Source organism: Bacillus sp. A260 (genome assembly GCF_009861435.1).
Taxonomy (GTDB): Bacteria; Bacillota; Bacilli; order Bacillales; family Bacillaceae_G; genus Bacillus_A; species Bacillus_A cereus.
Genome location: NZ_CP046398.1, coordinates 2,906,454 through 2,928,092 on the forward strand (window position 1 = coordinate 2,906,454; position 21,639 = coordinate 2,928,092).

Genomic DNA, 21,639 nt, shown 5'->3' on the forward strand with positions numbered 1-21,639 from the left:
ACCTCTAATAACTTCTTTGCTTTCGCTGAATTTTGAGGTGGGGGTCTTGCTGCCCGGCAAATAGCGGGATAAAATCATTTCTTTAATCTATAATAAGAAGGACATAAAAAAACAAAAAGTTACAAAAATTTTTAAATTAAAATTTTTGTAACTTTTTGTTTTGATGCAAATATAATTTCAATTAAGGTATCTCACCGTTTTAAACTTGACGCTCCATAATCTTGTATAGTTACATTTATATGATATTTAATCGGTACCTTACTAAATGTTTGATCCCAATTTTTTTTGACTTTCTCCCATGTTCTCGGGTGTTTAATTCTTAATTGGTTGCCAAAACCCGCAATATCGACTTGGTATTCTTTTTGTATTTTTTTTGTAACATGATGTACTAAGTGCTTTACTTCTTTTTCAATAGCTTTTTCTTCCCTTTTTAAAAATTCATTTTCAAAATCTTTTCCTGATTGTATCCAATTTTCAGACAAACGCCCTTCTGATTCAATGTTTACATCAAAGGAAATATTATTTCCGTTAACATGTGGTATGATTTTGCTTTTTATTGACTTTATTTCGTATATAATGAGTTTCTTTGATTCTTTATCAAAAGTTTTTACCACACCACCATTCCTTTTTCCGTTTATCCATACTACTCCTTCCAATTCCTGTTCATTTAAAAAGCCCATCAACTTTTTTGTCTTTCCTTTAATTACAGCAGCTCCTGCAAATTTTGTTTCTCCTTTTATCGAGATTACATTTTGCAAAAGAAAACTGGACCCTGACCGCATCTTTCCTTCCAATTTAGCGAGCGATACAGGAGGTAAAATCCTTGTTGTTCTATTTCTATTATCTGCAATTCCAGACAAACGAAATGCTGGGATTTCTCCTTTTTTGTTTGATTCCAGTACCTCCTTCGCTAGACCCTTGCTAATTAAGAGCATACAGCTAAGCCGAACTTCATTGTCACGGAGATACTGTTCAAGTAATTGTTCTAAACTGTATGTACGTACAAGACTATCACTAATAACAATGTTTTTTAAATGTGGGCTGAACATTGTGCTCTCTCTTTTCAATGAAAACTCACGAACAATTTGATGAATGGAATCACCGGTCTCAGAAACATTTATATAACGTTTTTGTTGTCCATTTCCTTTACTTTGTGCTTGCGAACTAACAATTTGATAAGTAGCTGTTATAAGATTTCTTTTAGGATAACCTCCTTCCTCATCCTCTTTCTCAATTGTTGAATCCTTCCCTTTATCTAGTGCTATACCTGCAGTTAAACTCAACTCTTCTACTTCTTTACTGCTCCAACACCCTGTTAAAAATAGAAGCAAAAGCGTCCATAACAAAGCCAAATAGAACCGCATATAATTAAATTTATGTTTCACACTACTCCTCCTTTTAATCGCGTAATAATAAGAAGAAGCAGTGGTAGTAAACCAAATAAAAATAATGCAACATTACCGAGCATATCCCCCAATTTAAGCAAGTCATTTATATTTTTCGAAGTCATAGCAATGATGTAAATGATTGGAATCAAAGCAAAAATAAACGGATGAATACTCTTTTTAAAGAGTTGCGCTAATCCTAATGCAGCTGCATAATAACTAATCGTATAGGTAGCAAATATTTGCATAATCCATATTACAAGCAGTAAAGATTCAAAACGTTCAAATATCAAACCAGAAATTTCAAAACTGCGCATAAGGTCAATTGTCGGCCATGTTCTTGTTACAACCCCATCAACTGATAATGCACCAATGACCATTACAACAGTTATTACATAAAAGATTAACGGAATAGAAATTCCAACTAAAATAGCTTTTACTGCTTTCTTTCGTTGTTCCATAAATACCAAAAGAATTAACATAATTTCAGGACCTGTATATGCGAGAGACGTTGTTTTTATCCCATCTAACACTGGTTTAATTCCCAAACCTAATACGGGACGGAGATTATCTATCTCGAATATTCCGATACTCATAAAGGAAATGATTAAAAAAATAAAAACAGTAATAGGAAATATTATTTCAAACATCCGTGCAATTGAATTAATACCACCCATAATCAAATAGAGACCTATCCACATAAAAGGCATAACAATAGCCCATGTGGGGGTTCCTTCTAGTAAAAAAAAGCTTATTACTTCTGCCATTGAACGAATTTGAAATGCTGAAGTTGTAAGAAAATACCCTATAATAAGAAAACTAAGCAATCTCCCTATCCATTTCCCTACAATATCTTGACTGTATTGGTAAAATGTTTTTTCTGGAAACTGCTGACTTAATTTGACCATAATTACTCCTGAAACCATTGCCAGTATCCCACCTAATATCACACTTAACCATACATCTGGTGTTTTCACTTTTTCCACAGATGCTCTGGGCAAAGTAAGAATTCCTGTCCCAAGTATGTAATTTACAATAATAACAACTGCTTGTGAAGTTGTTATTCGGTCTTTAGGTATAGTAATCACTGAAGGCCACTTCCTTTCGTCATCAGCTACCTTTTGCGGATAGTTTTTTTGGTATGCATTATTTTCGGTCGACGTCTCATTATTTTTAATGGCATGCGAACCATAAAATCTTTCCAATCACTGAATCGATATGGAACAGCAGGGCTGGTATAAGGAACGCCAAAACTTTTCAGTTTCACTAAATGACTGCAAAGTAAAAGAAAGAAGAGAATAACTCCATACAAGCCAAATATCGCAGCACAAAACATAGCTATAAAACGAAGAATGCGTAACGTAATTCCCACACTATATTGCGGAATAGTAAAAGAAGAAATAGCTGTTACCGCAACAACGATAACCATTATTGGACTAACAATTCCTGCTTCTACGGCAGCCTGACCAATTATTAAACCGCCCACAATTCCCATTGCAGGTCCAATCGGTTTAGGCAGACGTAAACCTGCTTCTCGCAAAACTTCGATAGCTACTTCCATAATTAACGCTTCTATTAAAGCGGGAAAAGGAACTCCTTCTCGCGATCCGATAATAGAAATAGCGAGCTTAGTGGGAATTAATCCTGGATGAAATGAAATAAAAGAAATATACAGTGCTGGAGCAAATAATGAAACAAAAGCTGTCATGAAGCGTAATAAGCGGAGAAGCGTACCAGGAAGCCACCTTTCATAATAATCTTCTGGTGATTGCAGCAGCATACTAAATGTAACTGGAGCAATTAAAACAAATGGTGTTCCATCTAACAAAATAGCTACTCGACCTTCCATCAAAGCACTAATAACACGATCAGGTCGTTCTGTATTTTGAATCTGCGGAAAAGGACTGAGATAATTATCTTCAATAAGTTGCTCTATATAACCAGATTCGAGTACACTGTCTATGTCAATTTTCTGAATTCTGTTTTTTATTTCATCCACCAATTCTGTACTAGCAAGATCTTTAATAAATGCGACGACTAACTCTTTCTTTGCACGTTCTCCTACTGGTAGCTTTACTAATGATAAGCTCTCATCCGCACAGTGTCGTCGCAAAAGTGAGGTATTATCACTTAATACTTCAGTAAAACCGACCCGTGGCCCTCTGACTAATGCCTCCGATACTGGTTCTTCAATGTTTCGTTTATTTGCTTTTGTTGTACCAAGAATAAACACATCTGCTAAACCATCAATTAAAAGAGCTGTTGAACCTATCAATACTTTGGGTATTAAATCTTTTATGTAATGGACTTCTGCTACTTCACTAATTGTAAGAACTTTATTTTTAATATATTCTTTTGAAACAGTCCCCTCCACATAAGAAGATTCATTTTTATATTCATCAGAAAAATCATCCATTAGTAATTTCATAATATGTTTGTCAATTATCTCTTTATCTGATAGACCATCAACAAAAACGATCCCAGCCTGAATATCTGTGCGTCCAATATTAAACTTCCGAAATCGAACATCAGAATTATGTCCGATTTGTTGCTTTATAAGTTCTAAGTTAGAGGCAAAATCATTTGTGAAATGAACGTTTGTATTTTGAGATGGTTTATGCTCTTGTTTCGTTTTACTTTGAATATTATTTTTTTTCACTTGTTTGTCTCTTGACTTCCACCAACTCATTCTTCCCACTCTTTCTCTGACATACGAACCCAATGAAAAAATCTTGAGATAGTATACGGAATTAAAAACAAGATAAAAGCTTGTACAAAGACTTTCCAATCTGGAAGATAAGAAGTAATTATGTTCCACATTTTTATCACCCAATTTATATACTCTGCTAGGATTGAGATTTCTAAAAAACGATATGTACTTAATAAAAAATAACGATAAGATTAAAGAGCAGAAAAGCGAGACATTATGCTTATTTAGTACCAATAACCTAATTAGTATAAAAACATTTCTGACCTAAAATACCATTTCCAATTATAATTTGTTAAATATTATCTCCTTTTCCCTTATTTATATGCCCGCATTTGAATTTCAAATAATATAAGGATCAATGATATTTCCTCTTAAAGAAAAAAAGATGCCAGAAGATAGCATCTTTTTTTCAATTCAACTTACTATGTATTTATATTTTATTGTGAAAATACTCGTTTTTTTTAATGAATATTAATGTGTAAAAAATACATATTCTTTTGTTTTAAGTTCATACACTTCTACCGAATCGATACGGAATTTTCTGATTTTAAAGCCAATATGAAATAAAGGAAAATCCTCTCTTAGAAAAACTATATAAAACCAATAACATGAAAACAATTATCAATCTATCAATTGAAAATAATACTTAGCAAGAGTTTATTATCTTAACTCCAGGTGTATTCGTTTTGCTTCAAAATAAAGAACTTGAATAAATTTTTTCGTATCAATACGAGCAGGTAATGTTGGTTCATTATTCAATTCTGTCATCTTTCTCCTTACGGTAGTAAAATCAAAAAATCTAGAAGCATAATTTTCGAACTTCGGGTTTAAAAAATCAGTAAGTCCAAGGGATGCTAAATGGTTTAATGATTGATAAATTGCTCTCCGAATCCGTTGTTTGGAAGCTTCTATGAACCTTTTTAATTCGGCATCTTCAGCTGAATCCCCAAGTTTTTTTTGAGCCAAATTCATAAAAATCTCTTTTAGTGAGGGAAAGCCTTGTTCCAACGTGTTATCTTGTTCATATTTATATAAATAATCTAGCATATCCATTAAATCTTTACTTCCACTTTCACTGGCTATTCCTAATTCAGACAAAAGAAAATGAATGGAATTTTGAAAATGATTGAAAGTATTTAAATGTTTTTCACTACGGTATTTTTCTTGCGTACTTAAATTACTATCCAATTTTAGTACCATATTAAGCGATTCTTGAATGTTTTTTATTGATTTTTCCAAACGAATTCGTTCAATGACTTTCCGAACAACTGTTAATACTTCAATCCGGTTAATTGGCTTAATAATATAGTATTCAACACCAAGCGAATAAGCTTCAGCAATTAATTCTTTTGATTCTACTTGAGAGACCATGATGATTTTCCCTTTAAACGAAGGTTTTATTTGACGAATTGTTTTTATTCCATCTTGATTCGGCATTAACAAATCGATAAATAAAATGTCTATATTTTTAAGGATTACCATTTGTTGCTCTAAAGATAAACCATCCTCAGCTTCTCCTATAACCTCCCCAAGATCTTCATCCTCGATAATTTGAGCCAACATTGAGCGAACCGCTTTTTCATCATCTACTATATAAAAATACATAGAATCACCCTTTCGAAATTATATGATCAATCCCTAATCTAATTATAAAAATTGATCCTTTTCCTTCGGTTCTGTCCTCAAGCGTAACATCACCTTCAAGTTGTTCGACCATTTCTTTAACATACGATAATCCGATACCTGTCGATGGGTTGCCTAAATCATCATATTTAGAAGTAAACCCAGGCTCAAAAATTGAATCTTTATATTTTGAAGAAATACCAGGACCATTATCGCCTATTTGAAATTCAACAAAATGGTGGTCTTTATTAATGTCAATTGTGATGGTTCCCATACCTTGGATAGCTTCTACAGCGTTTGTAACGATATTATTTATAATAGATAAGATTGTGTAAATATGATAATGAGGATGCACACCATCAATTTTATACACAAATTGGATGTCTTTCTCTAGCAACCGTGCATATTTCGTATTTGCCCGTATAATGATATTTACTAGTTCATGCACAGACATATAATCTGTAAAACTTTCATCAGAAATTAATTTTGAAAGTCCCGCAAAAATACGTTGGTTATCCTTTTTAACATCATGGACCTCACCAGCAATTTGTAATGCCTGTTGCCTTAAATCCTCAAACTGAAAATCCATCTGTTTGTGCTCAAAAGAGTCTAAGGTTTTATATAAATCATAGGATTTTTTTGTTATATTCTCAGCATCTTGTAATGTTTTCTTTAAATGAACAGCATCTTCATATAAATTAGAGATGAGCATGAGCATGTGTTCATTTTGCTTCTTTATATGTCTCTCCCTTGATTGTGCTTCATACAATTTCATCATATTGAAAAAGCTTAGAACTATAAAACTATGGGAACATGCGATAACAATGATCTCATTTATTGCCTCGGATGTGATCGATGTTTTTAATACGAAATATTGAATCATTAATTCCACACAGTCTGACAGTATTTCAATCATGCAACCAATAAAACCAATCATTAGTGGTTGATGATAAAAACGTTTGATTTTTGCTAAATGAAAGAGATACGAATAAGTAAAATAAAAGAAAAAACTAGGATAGTGAGTATGAAAAGCGGCTAGCCAATCCATATTTCCCTTTATAATGACATCCATTGAGATACGAAATACTACCACGACTATCGCTGTTAAAAAACCCGGTAAAAATGCTGGAATTCGTCGAAATAATAACAAAAAAAAGAAAAATGTTGGTGCGCCAAAGCTCATTCTAAATGTTTCATTTAAAGGAAATGACTTTATTTCACCTACTAAGGGTACTGTAAGTATCATTAAAACGAGAATATAGATGTCTTTTTTTACTAAATTACTAAGATTCAAAATAATCACTTCTCACTTTCGCCTAACAGTCAGTATACAAACCTATTTGCATTAATACAATACTTACTCTATTTTTTTCAAAAACTGATAAATAAGATATAAACGAAAGCATTATAGATTGTGAGTATTCATTACACCCTTCTACTTTAGAAAGATACTTTATAACTCAAAAATGTTCAGACACAATATAAGGTCTGAACACTTTTGGACTCGCTCTAACACCAAAATATCTGTGCTCCTTTTTAAAATATACTTAAATCCCATTCTTTTGCAATATGTTCTAACAACATAATTCCTGGTAAACTATTCCCATACTCATCAATGGCTGGTCCGTAAATACCAATACCACATCCATCTTGAAACGATAAATCCTTCCTAGATTTTGAGGGAACAAGTGTCATAATTCCGCCCGATACCCCACTCTTAGCTGGTAATCCAATGAAAGCAGCAAATTTTCCGGAAGCATTGTACATTCCACAAGTAAGCATTAAAGCTTTTGTTAACCTAGCTACTTCTTTAGGGAGCACTTGTTCTTTGCGAATAGGATGATATCCATCATGTGCTAGTATAAGCCCTATTAAGGCAATATCTTCTGTATTTATTTCAATCGAACATTGTTTTAGGTAAACCTCTAGTGTCTCCTCCACATCTGATTCTAGAAAACCATTCTCCTTTAAATAGTATGCTAATGCTCTATTACGATGAGCCGTTTCCCATTCTGATTGAAATACTATTTCATTAATAGCGGGACGCTTCTCTATCATTTTTTCAATTAATACGTATAGAGATTCTAATTTTTCTTGCACCGATGTCCCTGGCAAAAGTGAAGCTATCGTAATTGCTCCAGCATTGATCATAGGATTAAAAGGTTTTCCTGGTTTATGTATCTCTAAACGAATAATTGAATTAAAGGCATCTCCAGTTGGCTCTACGTCAACTCGTTCTAATACATAAGAAATACCGCGACTTAAACAAGCGGCTATAAAACCGATTACTTTTGATATACTTTGTAATGTGAAAGGTATCTCCCAATCTCCTGATTTTATCATTGTTCCATCTGGCTTTACTATACAAATACCTAACTGCGATACATTTATTTCCCCCAGAGCGGGAATATAACTGGCGCTTCGTCCCTTAGCTGCATACGCTCGATAATGAGCTACCCATTGATCTAAGCAAACTTTTTCTTGACCCTCAACTTGAACGCTAGAATCCTTTATCATTTAATCATATTCCCCCGTACTATTAACTTTATATAGAATGATTTTTTCTTTACTATAATCAATAATATTTGCACTAGAACCAAGAAAAATATTCAGACATATTGCAGTCTGAATATCCTTCTTATTACACACTTTTCTTTTTTGAAGTTTTCTCATAACTATCCCAACATTCAATATTTTCAAGTCCTTTAATGTTTTCTTTATAAAAAATAGGATCTTTACCAGCTTTTTTCTGGTTTATATAATCTTGTAACGCCGCAAATGCTACTTTTGAAAGTAAGGTAATAGCAATTAAATTAATAATAACCATAAAGCCCATAAATAAGTCCGCTAAATCCCATACAATTTGAATCTTTGCAACAGAACCAAATACAATCATAGCCAACACACTTATTCTGTATATCATTAACCACACTTTACTTGTATGTAAGAAGCGAATATTTGTTTCACCATAATAATAGTTGCCAATTAACGCACCAAATCCAAATAAAAAAACAAAGATAGCAAGACAACCCGATGCCCAAGGACCTATGTGTTCACTTAATGCTGCTTGTGTAAGTGCAATACCATTTAATCCCGGTTGTTTATATGCATCAGACAGCAAAATAATAAAGGCAGTGCTAGTACAAATGATCAGTGTATCCGTTAATACACCAAATGCTTGAATCAGTCCTTGTTTCACCGGATGACTTGTTGTTGCTGTTGCGGCAACGTTTGGTGCACTTCCCATACCAGCTTCATTTGAAAATAAACCACGTTTAACTCCATTCATAAGTGCTGCACCAATTGAACCGCCTGCTATTTGTTTAAAACCAAATGCGTTTTGAACAATAAGAGAAAGAACTTCCGGCATTTTTGATATGTTGGTAACTACAACAAATAATGCAACTCCAATGTATAATACCGCTAAAAATACTACCTTGTATTCAGCCATTTTTGCAATACGTTGTACACCACCAAAAATAATCGCAGCGAAAGCAATGGCCATGATTATCCCAACTGTTAGACGATCTGTACCAAATGAGTTTTGAAAAGCAATTGTAACTGTATTTGATTGTACTGAATTGAATACAAGTCCAAAAGTAATTGTGATTAAAATAGAGAATAATACTCCCATCCAACGTTTATTCAACCCTTTTTCCATATAATAGGATGGACCACCGCGGAAACCAGTTTTATCTTTTACTTTATATATCTGTGCTAATGTGCTTTCGACAAAACTAGATGCCGAGCTGATAATAGAAATAATCCACATCCAAAATACAGCTCCAGGACCACCTAATGCAATTGCAATCGCAATTCCTGTAATATTCCCTGTTCCAACGCGGGCTGCCATACCAATACAAAACGCTTGAAAAGGAGAGACTTGATCTTTAGCACCGCTTTTTCCCTCCATTAATACACGGACCATCTCTTTTAACATTCGAAACTGTACAAAATTCAATTTAAATGTAAAATAAATTCCGCAAATAACAAGCATAATAATTAACAATTTAGACCATAAAAAATCATTTGTTGATCCGACTAAATCTACAAAAAACCTTTCCATATCATCACTCCATACCAAAATTTATCTATCATAATCTATATAAAATCACCTATATTTCCTGGTATAAATACCTCTTTCATATTCAAATACAACAAGGATAAAAATTTTCTATATGAATCGGATTGGCCTGCTTAAGCAAACATCACAACATGTAACCGTAAAACTGAAATTTTGAAGTACTTAACGATTATACAAACGGATGCTCTACCCCTTTCTGCAAAACTAATATTTTTATCCACTAACATTGTTGTACTACTATGTTTGTTTCGTTTACCGGTGATTTAAATCATAATAATCAATAGTGATTAAGTGGTTTTTTGTTAATCTTCTCAAGAACATGGAAATATCTCCTTTCTCACTACTAATCTCAAAAATAGGCTAGGTAAAAAATTCGCGAAAACTCTATAAAGCGCTTTCACTATTCAACTAAGAAAATCTTGTCTTTAATTTATAATTAAAAGTACAGAATGTTACGAAAAAGTACAGATTTTTATAAAAACAAAAAATATTTTAAGTTTTTTCCATCTAAAAAACACTGAGATTTTGTAAATTTTATACAGTATCCAAACGTCGCAGATTCTGTTCTACCTAACCTTTGACAAGCCTCTATTTTCTTCATAAAAAACATGCATACTTTTTCTCTTTTAGAACTTCTTATAAAGTATTTGAAATCAAGAATCAATAGAATATTATAAGAATATTAAAAAAATAAAGCATTTAATTTATTTATGGTATCATACAAAAAACATTTGTTTTCTCAATTAATCCCCCTAGCTGGATTCGTCTATATTGCACATATTTACCACATGAAAGACACTAAGCAAAAAAGGATTTTATTGAAGGGATGAAACATTACAAAACTTTTATTTAGGAACTTATGACATCCTCTTTTCTAGCAATATCGAGTTATCCCAAAAAACGTATATTTACTAACATAGATTACAGGTGGTGTATTGTGAAAGAAATAGTATTCGTTCAAAATAAAAAAAGACTCCTTATGAAATTCGGATTTTTAAAAAAAGATTTAGTACTTACCATTTCACTAATACTAGCAATTGTAAGCTGCTTAATACATTCGCCAAAGATCGAATATATTAACTTTGAAGTGTTAATTAGCTTATTTAATCTAATGGTGGCCATTAAGGCCTTGGAACAGCTAAAGATATTAGACAAACTTGCCGTTGCCATTTTAAATAAATGCAATAACAGCAGGTCAATATCTATTATTCTAATTTTGTTATGCTTTATTTGCTCCATGTTTGTAACAAATGATGTCGCTCTCCTCACTTTTGTACCAATAACACTTGTCATTAGTAAAAAAACACAAATGAACATGATGGATACAATCATCCTGCAAACAATTGCGGCAAACATCGGTAGTAGCTTGATGCCTATGGGAAACCCACAAAATTTATACTTATACTCTTACTATGGAATTAAGCTCATCCCATTTTTAGGTTCAATCCTGCTTTTAGCTGTACTTGGAATTAGTTTGTTATTTATATGTACTCAAAAACTTCAAAAAACAGATTTGAAAATAGAACTACCTGTTATTACCGTAAAAAATCGAAAAAAAGCTACCGTCTGGATTTTAATACTTCTCACTATCATTGCATCTATTTTTGGTGTCATTAATTATTACATTGCGCTAATAGTTACATTAGTGGCAGCATTTACATTAGATAGAAACTTACTATTTAAGATCGATTACTTTCTTCTAATAACCTTTGTCTGTTTTTTTATTTTCATCGGAAACATTTCACATTCGGATGCACTGGAGACATTTGCTCGCGCTAATTTAAGAGGAGATACTTCAGTCTTCTTTAGTTCCATATTTTTGAGTCAATTGATTAGCAATTTTCCTACTTCAATTCTTCTATCAAACTTTACTTCTGATTGGAAAGCTTTATTACTAGGAGTAAATATTGGAGGGCTTGGAACAATTATCGCATCTTTAGCCAGTGTAATCTCCTATAAACTATTCATTCAGGCCAATGTTAAAGAGAGTAAGGCGTATTTAATTAAATTTAGCATTTACAACTTTTCATTTTTAATCATACTTACATGTATACAATACTTTATGTTTAAATTTCTAAAAATTTTTTAAAAAATTAATTCCTTTAGAAAAACCCAAATTCTCAATTTAATGCTGAGATATTTGGGTTTTAATATAGGTATGTTTAAAGAGCTACAACAAAGTTACCATCAATTTAATATTTTGAGATGTTCTCACAGCGAAAATCTTTTAGCTTTTACGTTGTTTATTAGATTTCAGTTCATTTTTGAAGTCTTCTTCACAAAATCCTTAATGTCCCTCAATTTTTTCCTGCTAATATTATCTTTAATGGTTGAATCTATTTCAATTTTTAATTTTGCAAATGCTACTCCTACACAATTATAGATACTTAATCCAAAAGCAAGATGTCTTGCAGTACCACTAAATGCCTTTTTAATATCAATGTCAGGACGATAAACGTTGAATTTATCAGGCCTTTCAAATACGTTAGAGTCACAATTTGTTGCACCAATCATACAGTAGTATCCACATAACTAGTTACATTCTCCTTTTTTCTATTGTTAATAGCTTCGTAATAAAAGCTGTTAAACAGCAAAAGTGCGAAGTCTTAAATTAGACTTCGCACCTTATACAAATTTACAATCCGTGAAGATACCAATACAAATGCAATACTAGATACATACTAATCACTCATTATATCTGTTGCTCTTTTAATTGGCCAATGTATAAACAAATCCTTTTACTTAGCCATTCTTCATGATTGGCTTGATTGTTTCTAGATACTTAATCCCTCTATACTCTTTCAAGCGGTAATCCATTCCGATGGAAATTACAAATGACAAAATTTATCCGTTTTTCCTACTTTCTAAATTCAGCAAGTAAAATGTTCTTAAAAACTTCCGGGTTATTAAGGTTTAAACTGTTCGAATTGATAGCGAGTGTATGTTTACCTCCAAGTGTTCCACCAGCAAAAGTGGAAAACCCTGGAACGGCACCCCTGTGTCCCCATACCGAGACACCGTTCGGAAGCTTAATTTCAAGTATTCCAAGACCATATCCGGTTCCCTCTCTATTTGTAGGAACTGTAGTAAGCATTTGTTTTAACTGCTGTTCCTTCAGTAATTTGCCACCTAGTAAGCAAGAGAAGAATTTGTTTAAGTCGTCAGCAGTAGAAATCATATCTCCATCCGAGCTACCTGGGTTAATATAAGTAACATCTTTTAGCTCACTCGCTCCGTCTAGTTGCAAATAGCCACGGGCATGCTTGGTGCCTGGAATCACGCTTGAATTACCAGGTAGAAATGTATTTGACAAATCAAGCGGTTCAATAATCCGATTTTCAACCTCTTCCGCATAGCTGTTTCCTGTTACTTTTTCAATAAGGATTCCTAGTATTACATATCCTGTATTTGAATAAGACCAACCCTTTCCTGGGGCAAAGTCTGGGGGAAGTGAAATCCCCATCTTTACAAATTCTTCAGCCGTATACGATTTTTTTATATCCGTAATATCAAAGTCTTTTGAATTTATATAGTCAGCAATACCACTTGTATGATTCAATATTTGCCGGATCGTAATCTGGTTACCATCATATCCGTTTCCTTGAATAACACCAGGTAACCATTTTTCAATGGAGTCGTCTAGATTCAAACGGTTCTCTCCAGATAATTGAAGTAGAACTGTTGCAATGAACGTTTTCGTCACACTGCCAATGCGAAAGCGAAAATCTGCTTTCATTGGTTTCTTAGTTTTCAGATCCGCTACCCCAGCTGTATAACTCCAAGTTTTCCCCCCCTTAGAAATTTTAGCGAGTATTCCCGGGTATCCAAGTTGCAGTTCATCTCGCATTGCTTTCTTAACGGAAGTACGATCGCTTTGCGTACTTGTTTGTAACGAACTAGATACATTTTGCGTAGGTTCTGCTTTTACAACTGATGTTGGTGTTATGTATAACAGGGAACTTCCAGCTATTAAAAGTGCTAGACTTGCACATGTAATTTTACTGCGTGTTTTCATAAAGAATTCCTCTCTTCTATTTAAATTGTATTGATGGCTAATAGCTGTCTCATATACGAACCACACAGCTATCAACTCTCCCAATGATAAAAGTCAACACTGAATTTGCAATCAACGTACTAATCATTATTTTCACAAACACCATTGTGTTCTAACAATCTCTAAATCACTCTTTTTCCACATACATATTAACCATAGAAATTACTTCTTTTCCTTAAAACACTCTTGTTACTGATTATTTGTTTTATATGTAGGCCGTACTTGTTCCCCCCTTCATGCCTCCTTATATTTTTATCCTACACAATGAAAATCTCTTTTTTCTTACCTATTCCTTACAAATTCCTTACATACAAAATCACTTCTACAATAGGATTGAAGTAGCATCTGTGCCCGAAAGCGCAAAAAACACCGATGCTTTTCGCTTCAGTGTTTTTGCGCTTTACATATTGTAAGATTCGTTTTACTCTTAACAGGTTAAACTGCTGATTTTTTCTAATGCGATTATTCTTCTTGCTATATAAAACAAATTTCATTGTGTTATATGAAACACTATGAAATTTGTCATTAAGGCACATGATTCTAAATTTATTGATGTACTTGAGATGGACTCACTTTTTGAATTTGAACAAGTATATCAAACGCTTTACCTAATGATATATCAACAGTTTTTGGTATATCAGGCCCTTCGGTAGTTATTCCAGCGAAAATTGGATGTTGTTCGTTTAACCAAGTTTTTGTCACGCCGTTCGCCTTACGTAAATCAATAAAAAATTGATCTTTTTTAACTTGTCCAAAGATGTAGTTATAACTGTTTGGATCATCCGATTTTAATGTTCCATAGGGGCCAAATTCACCATTGCTATTCTTCACATTGTATTGTCCTTCATAAACTGACGTTCCAATAGATACGTACCGTTTTCCGTAATATTCTGCTAAATGCTGCCCTGCTACTTTAGGGTATATAAAAGAAAGCATATTTGTTTTCGAAACGTGTCCATTATGTCCCCATACAATGGTTTTTCCTAAATGTTCTTCAGTCCACTTCGCATTTTCATACATTGCAATATCATGTTTCAAATAAAAATCCGCTGGTTTATCAGGAGGTGTCGCTAACATTGTAGTAAACTGTTCAATAATACGAGCATTTTGCTTTATCCATACGAACTCTTTAGATTTCCCATTTAAATGACTTTTATTTTCCTCTAATAAAGCACTAATTTGTTTAGCATCTAAAACATACTTTTCTTTTTCTTCTTTCGTAAGGCTTTCAAAAGTATTCATATCCTTTGTTACAGGAATAAGCCCTTTTATCTTCTCTTCTACTCTAGGCAACAGTTTTGAATTATTCGCTTTAATATATTCTATTATATTATTATAAACATTTTCGTTTACTGATTGAACGTCCATCCCGATGACACGTACTTTCGATTTATGTTTTGGATTAGCATTATATTGCCGAATCCAATCAAGTAAATCTAGCATTTCTTTCGTCTTAAATACAGGTGTTAGATGTTGGCTTGGGTTTCCCTTACCAGTAAGAACATATCGATCAAGTTCCAAGGCCCTGTCCCATCCCTCTTCTAAAACTAGATTGGTAAAGCCCTTTTCAGATACTAAATACTTAACAATGCGGTGTTTCATCGTAAAAACTTCATGAGCCCCATGCGTAGCTTCACCTAAACCTACAATTGAAGCTGAACCTACCATATCCTTAAGTGGTTTCAAATCATTAAGAGATGCAGTTGGATTAGTTGTTTTTAAAGGCTTTGCATGTGCTTCTAACCATTTCGCTATTTGATTTGTATTATAGGGAGCTGTAACAGAAACCTCTGTTTTCGAATCTGCATAAGTATTTCCTACAAAATGAGTCATTGTTATAGCAGAAACAACAATTGCAATAATCATTTTCTTTTTCATAAAAAACCTCCTGAAATATTTACTTATAGCTTTTTGACATACTCTGCCAACTTCCGTTTAAAACATTCATTTTCTTATTACTGTTAAGATACATTTATTCTAGTTCCTAAAACTCACTTATTTCTTAATAGGTTCTTAAGAAATTCTTAATTCACTTATACGAATATAAAACTAAATAAGCTTCAATTCATTGTATTGTAAATTCCTCATTGCATAACATTATAATGTGCAGATATTCGTTATAAATGATGTTATCTAAAGTATTCAATTTCAGTATGTATTATTAACGTAGTTAATATATGGTTAATATGAAGTTCCAAATTTTGATTGTTTGTAGTCTCTTTATCATAGAGTTAATTGAGGGGTTATTTTTTGTTCACTTCATTTTTTTCGGCACTCTGCATCTAGACGGTATACCCATTGGCCACAGTTAGACTATTTCAAATCAAAAAAATAGATTACCTGCACACTAAAGAGTATAGCGCACAGGTAATCTAGTTGTTTTTGAGATTAATAAAAAACTAATTTATCTTTTGAATTCTTCCATCAATAATAGACTGAATTGGTTCTTTTGATTTTTTTATATAATCTACTAATGCTTCAAAATCAGTTGGTCCTGTTTCAGCATCTTTACCGTTTTTAAAGGATACAAATCCATCTCCACCTGAAGCTAGAAATGCGTTCGCAACGACGCTGTAAGTTTTAGAAGGAATAATTTCTTCTCCATTTGTTAAGCGAATACTTGTTACTTTTTCTCCATTAGGCTTGTTCGCATCCCAAGTGTATTGGATACCTGAAATTTGAAGCATTCTTGTTATGTCTTTTTGCCATTGTTGATTTAAAATATCACGAATGTCTTGACCTGTTAAATTTACTTTTATTAATTGATTTCCGAATGGTTGAATACCATATATCTCTCCCCATGTAATATCACCAGCATCTAAGTCATTACGAATACCACCAGGATTCATAAGTGCAATTTGGGATTGCATTGTTGTACGCTGAGCATCAGCAACTAAATTTCCAAGAGTAGATTCACCAGCCATATTTTGTTTGCGATCTAGTGGAGCGATAGACTTACCTACAACTACATTAACAAGAGGTGCGATTTTTGCTTGATATTTCTCCATCTTCTTCTTTATTTTTTTATCAGGCTCTATGCCTTCATGATAAGTTGTAACAATTTCTGCTTTTTTCTCAACAATATCTTGTGTCTTACGATCAATCTTTACATCAACATCAGCAAAAGCCATACCATAAGAATTTGCTTGTACGACAAGTTTATTATTAACAGTTCCATTTACATAGGTGTGGCTATGGCCACCAAAAATAACATCGACTTCTGGATCAGTCTCATTTGCTAATCGGACGATATCACCATTTGTTACGCCGTTCCCATCTGTTATACCTCCGTTATGTGCAAGAACAACGATAGATTTAACGCCTAGTTTTTTTAATTGCTTTACGGATTTGTTAATAGCTTCAACTTCATCTGTAATTTCTACATTCTTTAGCATAGTAGGCATAACAAGGTTAGGAACATCCGTTGTTACGACTCCAATAAAGCCAACAGGAACTCCTTGTACCTTTTTTATAGTGAATGGTGGTAAAAATAAACGACCGGTGGATTTATTATAGAAATTTGCAGCAACATATGGGAATTTTGCTCCTTTAAAATTTCCTGTTTTCTCATGGTATCCACCATAAATAAGGCGGTTCATTTCTTCAACACCTTCATCAAATTCATGATTTCCTATCGTTCCAACATCGAATTTCAAATCATTTAGAAATTCAATTGTAGGTTCGTCTTGTAATAATGCTGAAACAGGAGTACTTGCTCCAACAACATCTCCAGCATGTACCTTTAATGTATTTGGATTTTGTTTTTCACGATCACGTAAATAAGCCCCTAAGTACTCAATTCCCCCTGCATCTTTATTGTTAATTTTTTTTACAGTGTCTAGTTGCCCATGAAAATCGTTAATACCGAGCATTTGTACATCTATGTAGCGATTTTGTTCTGTACTTGCTTGGATTGAAGGCGCAACAAATACACTAGTAAAAGTAACTGTACTTAATGCTAAAGCAACTGGAATAATTTTTTTCAACATAAAATTTCTCTCCCCTAATTAAAATCTGACATAATACGATGTTATTTTAATATATTAAGAGAATTATTTCCATAAAAATTCTACCAATTATAAAAATTAATAAGATTTTATTGTTTTCTGACAAGATATTTCTTCCTCAAAAAATGTACATTTCTTTGTTTTGAGGATTATTCAAAATATTATCTTGATAGTAATATAGCAATACATCTAAAAGACCTAAAAAACTCTAAACAATAAATTTTTGCTGTTAAGAAGAATATTCAATTCGAAACTAATGAAGATTTATCAACCTAACATATCAATACCACCATTTAAAAAGATGCTCCTGGATTTATCCAAGAGCATCTTTTATAAAGCTTTATTTTTTACTTATTTATAATTTATCAACTAACAATTATATAGTTGTAATCAGTCCTTTAAAAATAATAGGAGTGCTTCATTAAATTCTTTAGCATGCGTTGCATTTAGCCCATGTGGACCACCCTTTATTAAGGCTACTTTAGAATTAGGAATTGCTTCATGTGTTAATTTCCCACTATATTCATATGGTACAGTTGCATCAGAATCACCGTGAATAATAAGAGTAGGTATATTAAACTTCTCCAAGTCTTTTCTAAAATCTGTCTTACTAAAGGCGGTAATACAATCAAGTGTTCCTTTAGGTGATGCACTGGCTGCAATATCCCAATTATATAAACGGAATGGCTCACTAACTAAATCTGTTCGATTACCAGCCGCGAAAAATCCCTTAGTAAATTCATCAAGAAATGCAAGGCGGTCATTTATCACACCACTTTTGAATGCTTCAATTGTTGCATCATCTAAGGCCCCTTCAGGATGATCCTCTGATTTGTATAAATACGGAGGAACTGCCCCAGCAAAAACAGCCTTTTCAATACGATCTGTTCCATACGTACTAATATACCGGGCTACTTCGCCTCCACCCATAGAAAAACCAACAAGTGTGACATTTTGAAGCTCTAAATGTTCTAATAGTTGATGTAAATCAGAAGTAAAGGTATCATATTCATACCCTTCCCACGGCTGAGATGATTGTCCAAATCCTCGACGATCATATGTTATAACTCTGTATCCAGCCTCAACAAGAGCGGGAACTTGGTATTCCCAAGATCGACCACTTAACGGCCAACCATGAATGAGTACAACTGGTTTTCCTGTGCCATGATCCTCATAATACATCTCAATTGGTTCTTGCTTTTCGGTTCCTACAGTAATTTTAGCCATGCTTCTACCTCCTAAAAATATTCCAATATGTATCCTTTTCTTCAATAATCTGGATGAACGTCATAACCTATTCATGCACGTTTATGTTGTGAATTCTAAGTATGAAACTCTATTGTTCCAATGCATTCATTTTCTCCTTTTGGAACAATCCCCCCTCTAATACCTTTTGCATCATAAAATAATTACTGAACATTACTCCTATTCAATTGTAATAACAAAAATAGGTGACTATCAATATCGTTCTATCTATAGGATGTATAGGTAAAACCAATCTATTTTATAGTGAAAACAACTATAGTTACGACCTATACAAATTATAGATAATTTAGAATTGATTAACGAATCAGTTTTCAAATACTATAAATTTGTATAGCACTTCATGTTCTGTGAATGCTGCTATAACCAATATTATTGGTCAGCTTAGTTATAAACGAAGAAACTTATGATAGTATCCGACTATTTAAACTTTCTTCGATTACTTAATTTTTAGGAGGAATACATAATGACTGATCTCTATTCTCGTATTAACAAAGATGATGCTGTTGTGCTTTTAGTAGATCATCAAACTGGTCTTATGTCCGGACTAGTACGTGACTATGGTGTTGATGAATTCAAGAACAATGTTTTAGCTCTTGCTCATACTGCTAAGTTTTTTAATTTACCAGTTATTTTAACAACAAGTTTTGAAAACGGGCCTAATGGACCTTTAATGCAAGAATTGGTTAATCTCTTTCCTCATGCACCAAAAATAGCTCGACCTGGACAAATTAACGCATGGGATAATGATGATTTTGTAAAAGCAATCGAAGAAACTGGAAAAAAACAACTTATCATCGCAGGTGTAGTTACGGACGTTTGTGTTGCTTTCCCGGCACTTTCCGCTATAAAAGCTGGATATGAAGTATTTGCTGTTACTGATGCTTCAGGAACTTTCAGTAAACAAGTTGCAGATGCTGCCAATACACGTATGGCACATAGTGGCGTGCAACTTATGAACTGGTTTAGCGTAGCTTGCGAATTACAACGCGATTGGCGCAACGATGTCGAAGGTTTTGGCAATTTGCTTGCTAGCAATCTTCCAGGCTATCAAAATATAATTGGAAGCTATAGAGGAGCTCAGCGAGATCTTAGTAAACAAAATGCATAAATGTATCTCAAGGAAATAGCTTTAAATCACCTTTTTTAAAGTAGATAGTATAAATTTAGTGCTGATTAAATCAGCACTAAATTTAAATTAAAAAGTATAGTAGAGCTTCAATTGACAGAAGATACATTACTTTCAATAAACAATTGAAAAAGGAGCGTTTTATTATGAGTAATTTAGAATTGTTAAATCCGGAGAACAGTGCCTTAATTTTAATTGATTTTCAACCTCAAATGACTTTTGGAGTTGCAAGTATTGATAGACAAACATTGATTAATAACGTTATGCTACTTGCTAAATCAGCAAAAACTTTTAACGTACCTACTATTCTTACTACAGTTGAAACACGCAGCTTTTCTGGTTATTTTTGGCCACAAATTCTTGATATATTCCCAAACCATGAAATTATAGAACGTAGTTCAATGAACTCTTGGGAAGATCCGAAATTTGTTGAGGCAGTTAAAGCAACCGGTAGAAAGAAATTAATATTTGCAGCACTTTGGACTGAAGTTTGCCTTGCATTCCCTGTGCTTGAAGCAATTAAAGCTGGCTATGAGGTATATGCAGTTGATGATGCTTCAGGTGGTACTAGTTTGACAGCACATAACGCTGCTATGCGTCGTGTAGAACAAGCTGGTGCAATTCCAGTGACAGCAATTCAAGTTTTACTTGAATACCAACGTGACTGGGCACACAAAGACACTTATGATGCTGTAATGGAGATTGTAAAGGAACACACTGGTGCTTATGGTCAAGGTGTAGAATACGCATATACTATGGTGCATGGCGCGCTTCCAAGCAGGAAAATATGAAACAAGAAGGAGTAGCTGTCGAAGAGACTTATACAGGGAACACGATGGATGCCGGCAATCCAGTAACAACGATTGTTACATGGGAAATTCAAGAAGGTAGAGAAAAACAGTTTGAAACATGGAGACATGAAATTGAGGCTGCGGCTACTAAATTCCCAGGACATTTAGGTGTAAATCTAATAGTCCCAAGTAACGAATCCAGAGAGTATACTGTTATTTTTCGCTTTGATACGTATGAGCATCTACGTACTTGGCAAGAATCAGATGTTCGCCGGGATTTGTTAAAAACGGCGGAGCAATTTCAAGCCACTAATCCAACTTACAAAACTGAAAGCAGTTTGGCTTATTGGTTTGTTACTCCGAAAACGCCAGTTCCACCGCCAAAATGGAAAATGTCTATCGTTACCCTTCTGGGTGTATGGCCTCTTAGCATGTTAGTTCCTAAAGTGATAGGACCTATTATAAAACATATGAATCCTATTATGTCAGCTTTTTTTGTTTCTGTATGTATAGTGTCCTTGCTATCATGGGTAGTCATGCCGATTTTCGGTAAATTATTTCATCCATGGTTACAAAATAATAGAAAGTAAACG

General features: G+C 33.4%; 16 protein-coding genes. 4 read left to right on the forward strand and 12 right to left on the reverse strand.

The genetic code is table 11. The features are described 5' to 3' along the window. Positions 1-191: 191 nt before the first annotated feature. From GD442_RS14715 to GD442_RS14745, 7 genes are all read right to left on the reverse strand, one after another. Positions 192-1,385, reverse strand: a complete 1,194-nt coding sequence (locus GD442_RS14715) for a Ger(x)C family spore germination protein (protein ID WP_000680795.1) — start codon at positions 1,383-1,385, stop codon at positions 192-194. Next, positions 1,382-2,473 (reverse strand): spore germination protein, encoded by a 1,092-nt coding sequence (locus GD442_RS14720; protein ID WP_000628609.1) that lies wholly within the window; start codon positions 2,471-2,473, stop codon positions 1,382-1,384. Before GD442_RS14720 ends, GD442_RS14715 begins: the two co-directional genes overlap by 4 nt. Before the next feature lie 26 nt (positions 2,474-2,499). Continuing rightward, positions 2,500-4,074: a spore germination protein gene (locus tag GD442_RS14725; RefSeq protein ID WP_000119232.1), complete on the reverse strand. Its 1,575-nt coding sequence runs from the start codon at positions 4,072-4,074 to the stop codon at positions 2,500-2,502. Between the two features lie 681 nt (positions 4,075-4,755). Further along, entirely contained in the window at positions 4,756-5,700 is a 945-nt protein-coding gene (locus tag GD442_RS14730; RefSeq protein WP_000274085.1) for a response regulator, read from the reverse strand. A gap of 4 nt (positions 5,701-5,704) precedes the next feature. After that, complete coding sequence (locus GD442_RS14735) at positions 5,705-7,021, reverse strand: sensor histidine kinase (RefSeq protein ID WP_000584790.1); 1,317 nt, start codon at positions 7,019-7,021, stop codon at positions 5,705-5,707. 233 nt (positions 7,022-7,254) lie between these two features. Beyond that, the gene (glsA, locus tag GD442_RS14740; protein WP_000588648.1) at positions 7,255-8,235 is read right to left on the reverse strand and encodes a glutaminase GlsA; all 981 of its coding nucleotides are present in this window, start codon (positions 8,233-8,235) and stop codon (positions 7,255-7,257) included. 124 nt (positions 8,236-8,359) lie between these two features. Further along, positions 8,360-9,784, reverse strand: a complete 1,425-nt coding sequence (locus tag GD442_RS14745) for an alanine/glycine:cation symporter family protein (protein ID WP_000439275.1) — start codon at positions 9,782-9,784, stop codon at positions 8,360-8,362. Positions 9,785-10,739: 955 nt separating this feature from the next. On the opposite strand from GD442_RS14745, the gene GD442_RS14750 reads away from it, so the two are divergent. Further along, the gene (locus GD442_RS14750) at positions 10,740-11,891 is read left to right on the forward strand and encodes an anion transporter (protein ID WP_000659298.1); all 1,152 of its coding nucleotides are present in this window, start codon (positions 10,740-10,742) and stop codon (positions 11,889-11,891) included. A gap of 164 nt (positions 11,892-12,055) precedes the next feature. Here the strand turns inward: GD442_RS14750 and GD442_RS14755 are convergent, their stop codons facing one another. The 5 genes from GD442_RS14755 to GD442_RS14775 form a co-directional block, all read right to left on the reverse strand. Next, positions 12,056-12,316: a cytochrome P450 gene (locus GD442_RS14755; protein ID WP_002041425.1), complete on the reverse strand. Its 261-nt coding sequence runs from the start codon at positions 12,314-12,316 to the stop codon at positions 12,056-12,058. 343 nt (positions 12,317-12,659) lie between these two features. Then, complete coding sequence (locus GD442_RS14760) at positions 12,660-13,817, reverse strand: serine hydrolase domain-containing protein (protein WP_000857790.1); 1,158 nt, start codon at positions 13,815-13,817, stop codon at positions 12,660-12,662. A 585-nt stretch (positions 13,818-14,402) separates the two neighbouring features. Further along, a complete protein-coding gene (locus tag GD442_RS14765; protein ID WP_000728384.1) occupies positions 14,403-15,734 on the reverse strand; it encodes an erythromycin esterase family protein in 1,332 nt (443 codons plus the stop codon). A gap of 521 nt (positions 15,735-16,255) precedes the next feature. Further along, entirely contained in the window at positions 16,256-17,845 is a 1,590-nt protein-coding gene (locus GD442_RS14770; protein WP_000913809.1) for a bifunctional metallophosphatase/5'-nucleotidase, read from the reverse strand. Between the two features lie 408 nt (positions 17,846-18,253). Then, positions 18,254-19,090, reverse strand: coding sequence for a bromoperoxidase (locus GD442_RS14775; RefSeq protein WP_001074301.1), 837 nt, complete (start codon positions 19,088-19,090; stop codon positions 18,254-18,256). A gap of 502 nt (positions 19,091-19,592) precedes the next feature. Between GD442_RS14775 and ycaC the strand changes: the two genes are divergently transcribed. From ycaC to GD442_RS14790, 3 genes are all read left to right on the forward strand, one after another. Further along, the gene (gene ycaC / locus GD442_RS14780) at positions 19,593-20,237 is read left to right on the forward strand and encodes an isochorismate family cysteine hydrolase YcaC (protein WP_000131229.1); all 645 of its coding nucleotides are present in this window, start codon (positions 19,593-19,595) and stop codon (positions 20,235-20,237) included. A gap of 164 nt (positions 20,238-20,401) precedes the next feature. Further along, entirely contained in the window at positions 20,402-21,046 is a 645-nt protein-coding gene (locus GD442_RS14785; protein ID WP_000067162.1) for a hydrolase, read from the forward strand. Then, entirely contained in the window at positions 21,043-21,636 is a 594-nt protein-coding gene (locus GD442_RS14790; protein WP_000806860.1) for an antibiotic biosynthesis monooxygenase, read from the forward strand. The genes GD442_RS14785 and GD442_RS14790 overlap by 4 nt, the downstream gene beginning before the upstream one ends. The last annotated feature ends 3 nt before the right edge of the window (positions 21,637-21,639 follow it).

Excerpts from the sequence above, each read along its gene's own strand:
- GD442_RS14755 (WP_002041425.1), bottom strand. The coding sequence starts at position 12,316 with ATGATTGGTGCAACAAATTGTGACTCTAACGTATTTGAAAGGCCTGAT.
- GD442_RS14745 (WP_000439275.1), bottom strand. The coding sequence starts at position 9,784 with ATGGAAAGGTTTTTTGTAGATTTAGTCGGATCAACAAATGATTTTTTA.
- GD442_RS14725 (WP_000119232.1), bottom strand. The coding sequence starts at position 4,074 with ATGAGTTGGTGGAAGTCAAGAGACAAACAAGTGAAAAAAAATAATATT.
- ycaC (WP_000131229.1), top strand. The coding sequence starts at position 19,593 with ATGACTGATCTCTATTCTCGTATTAACAAAGATGATGCTGTTGTGCTT.
- GD442_RS14730 (WP_000274085.1), bottom strand. The coding sequence starts at position 5,700 with ATGTATTTTTATATAGTAGATGATGAAAAAGCGGTTCGCTCAATGTTG.
- GD442_RS14785 (WP_000067162.1), top strand. The coding sequence starts at position 20,402 with ATGAGTAATTTAGAATTGTTAAATCCGGAGAACAGTGCCTTAATTTTA.
- glsA (WP_000588648.1), bottom strand. The coding sequence starts at position 8,235 with ATGATAAAGGATTCTAGCGTTCAAGTTGAGGGTCAAGAAAAAGTTTGC.
- GD442_RS14765 (WP_000728384.1), bottom strand. The coding sequence starts at position 15,734 with ATGAAAAAGAAAATGATTATTGCAATTGTTGTTTCTGCTATAACAATG.
- GD442_RS14775 (WP_001074301.1), bottom strand. The coding sequence starts at position 19,090 with ATGGCTAAAATTACTGTAGGAACCGAAAAGCAAGAACCAATTGAGATG.
- GD442_RS14760 (WP_000857790.1), bottom strand. The coding sequence starts at position 13,817 with ATGAAAACACGCAGTAAAATTACATGTGCAAGTCTAGCACTTTTAATA.
- GD442_RS14790 (WP_000806860.1), top strand. The coding sequence starts at position 21,043 with ATGAAACAAGAAGGAGTAGCTGTCGAAGAGACTTATACAGGGAACACG.
- GD442_RS14770 (WP_000913809.1), bottom strand. The coding sequence starts at position 17,845 with ATGTTGAAAAAAATTATTCCAGTTGCTTTAGCATTAAGTACAGTTACT.